At 35.9% G+C, this 12,182-nt stretch carries 10 protein-coding genes, 1 riboswitch and 1 other annotated feature; of the genes, 1 reads left to right on the forward strand and 9 read right to left on the reverse strand.

Going from position 1 to position 12,182, the window contains the following annotated elements:
* Window positions 1-185 precede the first annotated feature (185 nt).
* The 9 genes from dnaB to hutH all read right to left on the reverse strand — a co-directional run bounded on the left by dnaB (window position 186) and on the right by hutH (window position 10,941).
* A complete protein-coding gene (gene dnaB, locus ACM595_RS09600; RefSeq protein WP_037537355.1) occupies window positions 186-1,586 on the reverse strand; it encodes a replicative DNA helicase in 1,401 nt (466 codons plus the stop codon).
* Window positions 1,587-1,625: 39 nt separating this feature from the next.
* Window positions 1,626-2,072 carry a 50S ribosomal protein L9 gene (rplI, locus tag ACM595_RS09605; RefSeq protein WP_002481977.1) on the reverse strand — a complete coding sequence of 149 codons (447 nt, stop codon included), beginning with the start codon at window positions 2,070-2,072 and terminating at the stop codon, window positions 1,626-1,628.
* On the reverse strand, window positions 2,069-4,036 hold the full coding sequence (locus ACM595_RS09610; protein ID WP_075340072.1) for a DHH family phosphoesterase: 1,968 nt from the start codon (window positions 4,034-4,036) through the stop codon (window positions 2,069-2,071). The genes rplI and ACM595_RS09610 overlap by 4 nt, the downstream gene beginning before the upstream one ends.
* A gap of 14 nt (window positions 4,037-4,050) precedes the next feature.
* Window positions 4,051-4,977 (reverse strand): DUF2232 domain-containing protein, encoded by a 927-nt coding sequence (locus tag ACM595_RS09615; protein ID WP_172606392.1) that lies wholly within the window; start codon window positions 4,975-4,977, stop codon window positions 4,051-4,053.
* A 265-nt stretch (window positions 4,978-5,242) separates the two neighbouring features.
* On the reverse strand, window positions 5,243-6,211 hold the full coding sequence (gene metX, locus ACM595_RS09620; protein WP_069793483.1) for a homoserine O-acetyltransferase MetX: 969 nt from the start codon (window positions 6,209-6,211) through the stop codon (window positions 5,243-5,245).
* A 61-nt stretch (window positions 6,212-6,272) separates the two neighbouring features.
* A riboswitch (SAM riboswitch) is annotated at window positions 6,273-6,371 on the reverse strand.
* 111 nt (window positions 6,372-6,482) lie between these two features.
* The gene (locus tag ACM595_RS09625) at window positions 6,483-6,812 is read right to left on the reverse strand and encodes an AzlD domain-containing protein (protein ID WP_037537336.1); all 330 of its coding nucleotides are present in this window, start codon (window positions 6,810-6,812) and stop codon (window positions 6,483-6,485) included.
* The gene (locus tag ACM595_RS09630; protein WP_041080280.1) at window positions 6,809-7,510 is read right to left on the reverse strand and encodes an AzlC family ABC transporter permease; all 702 of its coding nucleotides are present in this window, start codon (window positions 7,508-7,510) and stop codon (window positions 6,809-6,811) included. The genes ACM595_RS09625 and ACM595_RS09630 overlap by 4 nt, the downstream gene beginning before the upstream one ends.
* Before the next feature lie 316 nt (window positions 7,511-7,826).
* On the reverse strand, window positions 7,827-9,110 hold the full coding sequence (serS, locus tag ACM595_RS09635; protein WP_075340073.1) for a serine--tRNA ligase: 1,284 nt from the start codon (window positions 9,108-9,110) through the stop codon (window positions 7,827-7,829).
* A 63-nt stretch (window positions 9,111-9,173) separates the two neighbouring features.
* Window positions 9,174-9,362: a binding site (T-box leader), on the reverse strand.
* Window positions 9,363-9,441: 79 nt separating this feature from the next.
* The gene (hutH, locus tag ACM595_RS09640) at window positions 9,442-10,941 is read right to left on the reverse strand and encodes a histidine ammonia-lyase (protein WP_041080281.1); all 1,500 of its coding nucleotides are present in this window, start codon (window positions 10,939-10,941) and stop codon (window positions 9,442-9,444) included.
* 395 nt (window positions 10,942-11,336) lie between these two features.
* On the opposite strand from hutH, the gene ACM595_RS09645 reads away from it, so the two are divergent.
* Window positions 11,337-12,149: an NAD(P)H-hydrate dehydratase gene (locus tag ACM595_RS09645; protein ID WP_419744278.1), complete on the forward strand. Its 813-nt coding sequence runs from the start codon at window positions 11,337-11,339 to the stop codon at window positions 12,147-12,149.
* The last annotated feature ends 33 nt before the right edge of the window (window positions 12,150-12,182 follow it).

Genomic DNA, 12,182 nt, shown 5'->3' on the forward strand with positions numbered 1-12,182 from the left:
ATGGTGTTCAAAGTGGAAAGAGATACAGTTTAAATCCAGTCACACCAATTATTAAGACCATTTTTTACATTTATAAGGACACATACTTACTGCGAATACAGGGCAATAAACACAAACAAAAACCGTACAATGAAATACGTATTTGTATTATTGTACGGAAATTAACAAGAAAATTATTTTTTACCTTATCCAAAATCAGCATGTGCATAATCTATATCTGTAAATTTATTATATTGTTTCATAAAGTGTAACTTAACGGTGCCTGTAGGGCCGTTACGTTGTTTCGCAATAATGATTTCAATTTCACCATTATCGTCATTCGTTTGTGGTTCGTAATTTGAATCATCATCGTCGTCTTCATCTTCGCCACGATTGTAATAATCATCACGATATAAGAAGGCTACGATATCGGCATCTTGCTCGATAGAACCCGACTCACGTATATCACTCATCATCGGACGTTTATCCTGACGTTGTTCTACACCACGAGATAACTGACTCAATGCAATCACAGGACATTCTAATTCTCTGGCAATCGCCTTTAAAGTACGTGATATTTCTGATACTTCTTGTTGTCGATTGTCAGAAAAACGAGAACCACTACCTGAAATTAACTGTAAGTAGTCAATAACAATCATGTCTAAGCCATGTTCTTGTTTCAAGCGACGACACTTTGAACGAATATCTGTGATACGAATCCCAGGTGTATCATCAATAAATATCTTTGTACGTGATAATTTACCTACAGCAATTGTGAAACGATTCCAGTCTTCCTCAGTCATCATACCTGTTCTTAAGCGGTTCGAATCCACATTGCCCGAGCTACAAATCATACGTGTTGCTAACTGATCTGCGCCCATCTCTAAAGAAAAGATCCCTACAGAAAAATGATCTTCATGTGTTGCCACTTTTTGTGCAATATTAAGTGCGAAGGCAGTCTTACCTACCGAAGGACGTGCTGCTAAGATAATTAAATCGTTACGGTTAAAACCCGCTGTCATTTGGTCTAAATCGCGATACCCTGTTGGAATACCTGGCGTTTGACCACTGTTTTGATCTAATAGTTCTGCATTTTCATAAACATCACCTAAGACATCTCGAATGTCTTTAAATCCATCACTTTCACGTGTGGATGATAGTTCTAATATACGACGTTCAGCATCGTTAAGTATCGTATCTAGTTCCAGTTCATCATTATAGCCATCGTTCGCAATACTATCCGCAGTTTGAATTAATTTACGCTTCGTGGCGTGTTTAAACACAATTTCCGTATAATATTGAATATTACGTGTGGTCGGCACATTACTTGATAATTCTGCAAGATATTGAGGACCGCCCGCTTCATTCAATCGTCCTTCTTGGGATAACTGATCCATAATGGTAACGACATCGATATCTTTATTATCTTCATTGAGGTTCATCATTGCTCTGAAAATGTGCTGGTGTGCCCCTCTATAAAAGGACTCAGGAAGTAATACTTCCTGAGTAGTGTTGATTAATTCTGGATCTATGATAATGGCACCTAAGACAGACTGTTCAGCCTCATTACTGTGTGGCATTTGATTTTGTTCGTACATTCCATCCATTCCATCCATTGCGCTTACACCTCATATCTCAATCCGTTATTATTGTTCAACTGTGTGTACACGAATTGTACCTTCAACTTCTTTGTCTAATTTAACTGGTACGTTAGTGTAACCTAATGCATGGATACCATTTGGTAAGTCCATTTTACGTTTATCAATCTTAATGTCATGTTGTTGTTGTAATGCTTGTGTGATTTGTTTGGTACTTACTGAACCAAATAATTTACCGCCTTCACCTGTTTTAGCAGATACTTCGACTTCAATCTCACTTAATTGTTCTTTTAATTTTTTAGCATCTTCAATTTCTTGTTGACGTTCTGCTTCAGCAGCTTTATTTTTTTGTTCTAATTGTTTTAAGTTACCTGGCGTTGCTTCAACTGCCATGTTTTTCTTCAATAAGAAGTTATTTGCATAACCAACTGGTACGTCTTTAACTTCGCCTTTTTTACCTTTACCTTTAACATCTTGTGTGAATATTACTTTCATGAATTTTCACTCCTACTCATTTGTTCTGTTATAGCTTGTTGTAATTTTTCAATTGCTTCATCAACAGTCACATCTTTTAATTGTGTGGCTGCGTTCGTTAAATGACCTCCACCACCAAGTGCTTCCATTGTTAACTGAACATTGACTGCACCAAGTGAACGCGCAGACATACCTACGACATTGTCTTCTCTTCTTGCAACTACATAAGAAGCTTCTACACCATCTAAACTTAACAGTTCATCGGCAGCTTGTGCAACTGTAACAGGATGGTAGATTTTCTCATCTGAACCATGTGCAATGGCAACACCATTATCTTGTAGTTTCACTGTTTGGATCAATTCAGTACGATTAATATACGTATCAAGGTCATCTTTTAAGAAATGCTGCGTCAAGATTGTATCGGCACCATGTGCACGTAAATAACTTGCCGCATCAAATGTTCTAGAGCCAGTACGCAATGTGAAGTTACGTGTATCTACAATGATGCCGGCAAACATGACCGTTGATTCTAAACGTGTCAGACGTTGTTCTGTTGGTTGATACTCGAGTAATTCTGTAACGAGTTCTGCTGTTGAACTTGCATAAGGTTCCATATATACAAGTAATGGACTCGAAATGAAACTTTCACCACGTCTATGATGGTCAATGACTACTTTACGATTGGCTTTATTCAAAATATTTTCATCGATGACCATTTCTGGTTTGTGCGTATCTACAACGACAAGCGTTGTCTTGGAAGTCATAATGTCCCATGCTTCATCTGAAGTGATGAAACGATCTTTAAGTTCTGGTTTTTCATTTACCGCATCCATAACACGTCGTAACGTCGGATCGATATCAGATTCATTTAAAACAATATAGGCATCTAGATTATTCATCATCGCAAAACGAGATACACCAATTGCTGCACCAATTGCGTCTAAATCAGGACGCTTGTGCCCCATGATAATCACTTTGTCGCCTTCCATTAAGATATCTTTAAGTGCATGTGAGATAACACGCGCTCTTACACGTGTACGTTTTTCCATTGGGTCAGTCTTACCACCATAGAAACGTACATTACCGTTCACGTGTTTAATTGCAACTTGGTCGCCACCACGACCGAGTGCTAAATCTAGGCCAGATTGAGAAAGTTCTCCAAGATCAATTAGATTTTCAGAACCTTCACCCACACCAATACTTAATGTTAATTGCGCGCGATAACCTACGCTCTTTTCACGTAATTGGCTTAAAATACTAAAGTTAGTTGCTTCAATTTCGTTTAAAATATTTTGGTTTAAATATGCCACGAATTGATCCGAACTATAGCGTTTAAAGTAAATATTATGTTCTGTTGCCCATCTACTGATGACGCGCGTAACCATTGAGTTGATTTCTGATTTTTGCGTATCATTCATATTTTGGGTAATTTCATCATAATTATCCAAGAATAATGTCGCTATAATTGGTTTAGATGATTCATATAATTCATTTGTATAGACTTCTTTTGTAATGTCGAAGAAATAAAGCACGTGTTCTTTTTCTGAATAACGCACACGATAGTGGTATTCATTTTCATTAATTTCTATTTCTTGTGTTTTTTCTAATTGTTTTAAGATATTAGGATATACTTCGTTGACTGGGTCGGAAATTACATTACGATTTAAACGTTCCGACATAAATCTATTCATCCACTCTATGTTTTCATTTTCATCTAAGATAATCATTCCGATAGGTAGATTTTTAATTGCGATATTACTACCTTCAGAGATATGACCACTTAAATTGTCCACATAGCTGTCTAATTTTTGTAAAGCTTGTCTTACCATAAATGCTGTCCCTATAATAATAATCACTAATACAATCGTCGCTATACCTGCTACGAGTTGGTTAAAAACAAACCAAACTACAACCAGCGCAATTGCGGTGAGCGTCATAATTACAAATGGTAAAATCAACGCTTTTTTAGTGGATTGACGGTTCATTCTTCCACCTCAAATCATTTTTTAATGATACTTTTTAAGTTAAAACATAAATCGATTACACCCAGGAGACTTACAATATGTGTTAATGGCATTAAAATTGTCCCTATAACCATTAGTAACACAGTAAGTACGAGTGGCATTGATTTTGCTTTGCCGAAAAAGTGAATAACACTTAACCCCTGAATATACATACATAATGATAACACAATTTCAAAGTTTAAAACGATACTTTGGAAAGTACCAGCTTGGCTTGCAAACATAACACAAATCAAGACAATAATATATATCCATAATAATGAACGGCTCATCTGCCAAGCATATAATGGTTTAAATATTGGTGTAGCGATTTTGAATTTACGTAAAATTGGAAAAGTAATAATTAAATTGATTAAAATAAGTAGAAAAACTGCAATGATTACCATACTTGGTAACTGAACTGCCAATTGACGGAATCCCTCTTCGAGCATTTGTTTATACTCGTTACCAACTGAAGCACCTGAAATAACCTGATGCATTTGATCTTTTATTGGGTTCATTAAAACTGTCGCGCTTGGTATCTTATCAAACGTTTGCAGTCCCATAAATGCAATTAATGAAATCATACTAATATATGTAGTCGTTATATATAGTATACGTTCTTTAGATGTTCTTTCTTTTAATAATTGGCCAACAACGAAACTCGTAATGAGCACGAGGACCATGATACTTAATACAAATATATTACCCAGTAAAGTTGTTAATACAACCGTTACGACAGCTGTCAATCCGAATGATTCAATTGATTTATGCCATAAGATAATGCCCGGAATTGTCGCAAACGCGCTCAATACAAGACCAAGCGGTGGTAATATATGCAAAGCCAAAGCGACTACGATTAGCGTTAGAATACTAAGCACAGTTGCTTTAGGATATATTTTAGAAAACAAATTCGCCACTCCCATACTATTTTTGACTATACCCTTTATTTTAACCTCTTTAAAACTTTTATACAATTATTGGCAACCCATTTTATATAGAAGTTCTATTCAGAAAATACACCTTCACTATAATCCTTAGAAATCATTGTTATATATCAATCGCTTCTTCACTAACAACAACTTATTTATATTTCACACAAAAATAGGATGTAACCAACTTGTTTCTCACCTCTATTTAGTAGTAAGAAGACAACCGGCACATCCCAAAAATTAAATTTATTTAGTTATTTCATTTACGTTTGATGTTATAGACTTTTAAAAAGTGATATAGATTCGGCGCCCAATCATTGAAGTTAAGTAAAAATCCATCATGTCCTACATTGTCAGGAACGAAAAAGTGTTTATGAAATTTAAAGCGCTCGCCGACTGCTCGAACAAGGTCATCAGGATAAAGTAAGTCATCGGTAAAGCCCATTGTCATAACCTTCGTATCTAAATTACGGAATACTTCATCCACATCATCACGTCCTCTATCGACATCATGACTATCCAAGACATCCAGCAGTGTTAAATAACATGCGTAATCAAAATGATTCATAAACTTATCACCTTGATGTTTTTGATAGGCGACAACTTGATCTGGTGAAAAGCGTTTATCATAACTTTTAGATGATCGATAAGTTAAGAAACCCAATTGTCTAGCGATACTCATACCATTTTTAGGATCTAAATGAATGGCTTGTCTCGCTATCTCGTTAAACGCTCGACTGTAGGATGATGTTTTATCCGTTGCAGCAAGTATAACGGCTTTATCGACATTAAATTTGCGATTATATAATAATTCAATCGCTTGCATGCCTCCTAAAGAACCACCAATGAGAATATTAATGTGTTCAAATCCTAACGTTTCTATGCCTATTTCAATTGCACGTACAATGTCTCTTAACGTGAGCGTTTGAGGGAAATCAGCATCTGTTAATGCCGAACTTGAACCATACGGACTACCAATTACATTAAAAGTTAAAAACTGATAATCATTGATAGGCATATAGCCCCCATCAATGATACCTCTCCACCATCCTGGTTGATCATTTGTCCCATATGTTAAATGGTTACCTGTCAAAGCGTGACAGACAACAACTAAAGGTTGTCCTTTCAACCCCACATGTTCATAGCGTAGTTTCAAATTAGATATGAGTTCTCCAGATTCCGTTGTAAAAGGCCCTAATTCTAAAGTATCTACCGTATAATTCGTCATGATTTCCCTCCTACTTAATAAAAAACTTCTCACTCATATAAAATAAGTAAGAAGTTATAATTACTTATCATTCGAGTGTATCGTTGGTTTTAGCACCGTACTACACAGCCGGTTGCTGAAGCATCACTGGGCCAAGTCCCTCAGCTTCTCGAAATAAGATTTGATTTTAATTGTATAAAACGAAAGTATGACAGACTAAAAATCGGAAATATCATAATTTTCTAATTATTCTAATTCTAACGGATATCCTGTGTTTCATCAATGATATTCTTTAAAAAACCCATCTCAACAATGCCATAATAATAATCCCACTTAGAATCGTTATCGTTAAACTCCTTGAAACGATGGCAATTACAATCGTAGGTATCATCGTTATCAAAAATGCCATATTGATTGTGTATCCCATTACACCATCTTGTTGGACCAAGACACCATCAATAATCAACGCTGTAAACAATGTAATTGGGATAAAGGAGAGCCATTTGACTACACGTTCAGATAAATGAACTTTAGAAATCATCACAAACGGTATAATTCGAGTCAACCACGTCACAATTCCGCATAAAATAATAATCGTTAACATATGTATCGTTGTCGTCATCGTTCCATCACCACCCCAAGTGCTGCCGTTATTGTAGAAGCTAAAATAATTGCTAAATATGATGGCATAAATAAACTTAATCCCAACATCATCACAATGACACAAATAATCAGAACTAAGTAAATCTTAACTTTTGAGCGCCTGATTGATTCAAATTGGGAGACGGCAAGAAAAATAAACATAGCCGTTATTGCAAAGTCTAAGCCTAATGCGTCTGGGTCATGGATGTACTTACCAAATAAAGCCCCAATAATACATGCAATCGTCCAAAAAACATAAGCTGTTATATTCAAACCGTGTAGCCATCGATCATTAATTTTTTCGCCTTTTAGATGTGGTGTCACTGCAACCCCAAATGTTTCATCTGTTACCAGTGTTGCCAACCCAATTCTATTTAGTAAACTATAATCCTTATAGCTTGGCGCGAGTGTCATACTTAATAAGAACATCCTAGAATTGACGATGAACGCAGTTAATACAATTGCGGATATAGGTGTACCTGCAATAACAAGCGCGCAAATTATAAATTGTGCTGCGCCTGCGTATACAAGCAAACACAGTAAAATAATTTCCAACAAGCTAAATCCTGAAGCAACTGCAACAATTCCAAAAGATAAACCCACGCCTGCGTATCCTAACAAGGTAGGAATACACGCTTTGACACCTTGTTTAAATGTTACATGCGCTTCATTTTCCATACACACCCACCCTCTCATGGCACTTCAAAAATAATATGTCAATTCTAATACAACTCATTCTAAATGCGCAATATCTTTAGACATCCGTTTGTGTGAGGTTAGACTAACGATTGTCTTAAAAAGCTTAAAAACACGTTGTTTATATTTCTCTGAATTTTTAGAAATAATTAAGACATACCTCTAAAATATATCTGAATTCCGCCTAATCATATTTGCTATTTTATGCTTTTTACACCTCCCCTACCCTTTCGATAGTGCACAAAAAAACGCATAGGACCTATTGTCGCTACGCGTTTTTAGTATTACTTTCAGTTTTTTATTTAGTCGGACGGATGACTGTTTTACCACCCATAAATGGAACTAACACTTCTGGAATTGTAACTGAGCCATCTTCATTTTGATAGTTCTCAACGATAGCTGCAAAGGTACGACCTACAGCTAACCCGCTACCATTTAAAGTATGCGCTAATTCTGGTTTCGCATTTTTATCGCGTTTGAAGCGAATGTTTGAACGACGTGCTTGGAAATCTGTAATATTTGAACAAGAGCTGATTTCTTTATAATCATTATAGCTTGGTAACCAAACTTCTAAATCATATGTTTTACTTGAACCAAAACCAATATCTCCTGTACACAAGATAACACGGCGATATGGTAAACCAAGTTCTTCTAAAATCGCTTCTGCATGATGAGTCATGTCTTCAAGTGCTTGCCAAGAATCTTCAGGTTTTTCAATACGTACCATTTCAACTTTATCAAATTGGTGTAAGCGAATAAGTCCTCGTGTATCACGACCAGCAGATCCAGCCTCACTACGATAACAAGCTGATTGAGCTGTAAATTTAGCTGGTAATACGTTAGGTGCAATGATTTCATTGCGGTAATAATTCGTTAATGGCACTTCTGCAGTTGGAATGGTATAAAGGCCTTCTTTTTCTACTTTAAATAAGTCTTCTTCAAATTTAGGAAGTTGACCTGTACCATACATAGAATCGGCATTAACTAATTGTGGTACCATCATTTCTGTATAGCCATGTTGTGTCGTATGTTTCGTAATCATGTAGTTCATTAACGCTCTCTCTAATTGTGCACCGTCACCTGTCAAGAATACGAATCTCGCACCAGAGACTTTAGCTGCTCTTTCAAAATCAACCATCTCTAACTCTTCTACTAAATCCCAGTGTGCTTTATCTTCAAATTCAAAAGTTCTAGGTGTACCCCAACGTTTAACTTCTATATTATCTTCATCCGTAGCACCTTCTGGTACATCGTCGTGAATGATATTTGGAATACGAGACAATTTATCATTAAGGTCAACATCTACTTGATTTAAAGTATCATCTAGTACTTTAATTTCATCACCTAGGTTACGCATAGCTGCGATTGCATCGTCTGCATCTTCTTTATTACGTTTTTTCTGAGCAATTTCTCCACTTACTTTATTACGCTCTGCCTTCATTTCTTCGGCTTGACTGATAAGTTGACGACGTTGCTCATCTAGTTCTAATACTTCATCTACTACTTTTGAATCCATACCACGTTTTGCAACTTTTTCTTTAAGGAATTCTGGATCATTACGGAATAATTTGATATCTAACATGCTGCTCATCCTTTCAAATTTCAAAATTTATTGGATAATAACACAAAAAGACCACGTCCCTGTACAAGGGACGTGGTCTACGCGTTGCCACCCTATTTAACAGTCCAAAATTAGACTGCACTCTCACTAAATAACGGCTATAACCGATTGTTCTCATATAGTAGGTAGATTCATATTAAATATGATTACTTGTTCACACTAACCACAAGCTCTCTGAAATCAAAATTCAATATTACTTATCCTACGAACAATAGCATAATTAAGTTAATTTAAATATAGCAAATAACATCAGCTATTTCAAGGGTGACAACGTTTATGTCAATTAAAGTCCCTACATATAAGCAAGATCTTGTAAATATTGCGATACCGCTTCAATATCTTTATGGAACTGTCTATCTTCTGTAATTGATGGTACGATGTGACGTAATTCTTGATACTTTTCATATGTTTTCGGTGATAATTTATCAATATCTTTATATTCAACGGCTTGTAATGCAATAATCGTTTCAATTGCTAAGACACGTCTCGCATTTTCAATGATGTGATAGCCATGACGAGAGGCAATTGTTCCCATCGAAACGTGATCCTCTTGATTAGCTGAAGATGGTATTGAGTCAACACTTGCTGGATGTGCGAGTGTTTTATTTTCTGATACTAGGCTCGCAGCAGCATACTGCATAATCATCGCACCACTCTGTAATCCTGGTTGTGGGCTTAAAAAGGCAGGCAATCCATTATTTAATTGCGGATTTACGAGTCGTTCTAGACGACGCTCTGAGACATTAGCCAATTCACTTACACCTAACTTTAAGAAATCTAATGCAAAGGCTATCGGTTGCCCATGGAAATTACCTCCAGAAATAACAAGCGTTTCATCGCCTTCATCAAATATTAATGGATTATCATTAGCAGCGTTCATTTCAAATTCTAATTTTTCTTTCACATAATTAAATACTTGAAAACTTGCGCCATGTATTTGTGGAATACAGCGTAATGTGTATGCATCTTGTACACGTATGTCACCTTGTGTAGTGGTTAACTCTGAGCCATCTAACCAATCTAACATTCTAGCTGCAACATCTATTTGTTCTTGAAAATTACGTGCTTTATGCACTTTTTCATTATAAGCATCTGTAATACCATTTAATGCTTGATGTGTTAGAGCTGCAATCCATTCTGCTTGGTAACCTAAGGCTTCCGCTTCAATATAATTAATCACACCTTGCGCAGTCATCGCTTGCGTGCCATTGATGAGTGCAAGCCCCTCTTTAGCTTGTAATTGTATTGGGTTACGATTTAATTGATTTAAGACATACCGGCTGTCAACTTCTTCACCTTTAAAAAATACATTGCCTTCACCAATTAAAGCTAATGCTAAATGAGATAATGGCGCTAAATCCCCTGATGCGCCTAAAGAGCCTTGCTGTGGAATCACTGGTACAATTCTGTGATTGATATAATAAACAAGTTGCTCTAATAACGCGACTGTCGTACCAGAATGACCTTTCAACAGAGTATTTAATCGTAAGACCATCATTACTAAAGCAACTTCTTCTGAAAATGGTTTCCCAACACCACAAGCATGTGATCGAATTAAATTTACTTGTAATTGATTGTATTCACCTTTATCAATTCGCACATCACTAAATAATCCAAATCCAGTTGTAATACCATAGATTGTTTCTTTGTTTTCTATAATGTGTTCCACCGTTTGTCTACTTTTCTTTACGCGTTCCAGTGCTTCTTGTGTTACTTCAACGGTATCTTCCTTATTTAAGAACATTTTAATATCATTGATTGTCAACATTTCACCATTAAGTTGTAATGTCATTTCCTCATCTCCTTGCTTATCTATTTTGTTCAATTAATTCGAGTATACGCTTACATTTTCACACGAACAATAGGATTGACCATATCCGTAATATGGTATTAAATTACTGATTTAATGGGATAAAGTCGTATCAAAATTATGTTTTCTAAAATTAATATTTTCTTTACGACTTTGCTATTGACTAATCTCGAAACCAGGTATAATATTTCTTATTGTATTTATAAATGAGCACATGAAAATAAGATATAAGTAACTTAAAAGAAAATGGTTTTAAAATTCTATAATATAGAGAATATAAGATAGCCAACTTTAACATTTATCATTTTAAGCAGATGCTTATCTTTTTCAAGTCAACGTATTAAATTAACGCTAAATGTTTAAAAGGAGGTTTCAAAATGAAAACTTTATCACAAGTAAGCATTCCAAAACGTAAAGATGAAACACATAAAGGTGATTATGGGAGAATTCTTTTAATTGGGGGCAATGCGAACTTAGGTGGTGCAATCATGCTTGCAGCTCGAGCGTGTGTTTATAGTGGTAGCGGATTAATCACTGTAGCTACACATCCAACAAATCATGCCGCTTTACATTCACGTTGTCCAGAGGCCATGGTGATTGATATTAACGATACTAAAATGTTAACAAAAATGATTGAGAACACGGATTGTATCTTGATCGGACCGGGACTCGGTTGTGATTTTAAAGGCAATAATGCCATCACTTTCCTATTACAAAATATTCAACCACATCAAAAATTAATTGTAGATGGGGATGCTATAACAATTTTTAGTAAATTGAAACCAGACATTCCTACGTGTAAGGTTATCTTTACGCCTCACCAAAAAGAGTGGGAACGTTTAAGTGGTATTCCTATAGAGGAACAAACGTATGAACGTAATCGTGAAGCCGCAGATCGCATTGGTGCAACCATTGTTTTAAAAAAGCACGGAACTGAAATCTATTTCAGAGGTAAAGACTACAAACTGCCAATAGGGACACCTGCAATGGCTACAGGTGGTATGGGTGATACTTTATCTGGTATGATTACAAGCTTTGTCGGCCAATTCAACGACACAGAAGAAGCCGTTACAAGTGCTACGTATACGCATAGTTATATTGGAGAACAGTTAGCAGAAAAAATGTATGTCGTGCCACCATCCAGACTAATCAGTGAAATACCTCATGCTATGAAAGCTTTAGAAAATTAAGCCAAAAAAGACCTACCTCATTGAGGTAGGTCT

The organism is Staphylococcus sp. LKG3-1 (assembly GCF_048568385.1).
GTDB classification, from domain to species: Bacteria; Bacillota; Bacilli; order Staphylococcales; family Staphylococcaceae; genus Staphylococcus; species Staphylococcus saprophyticus.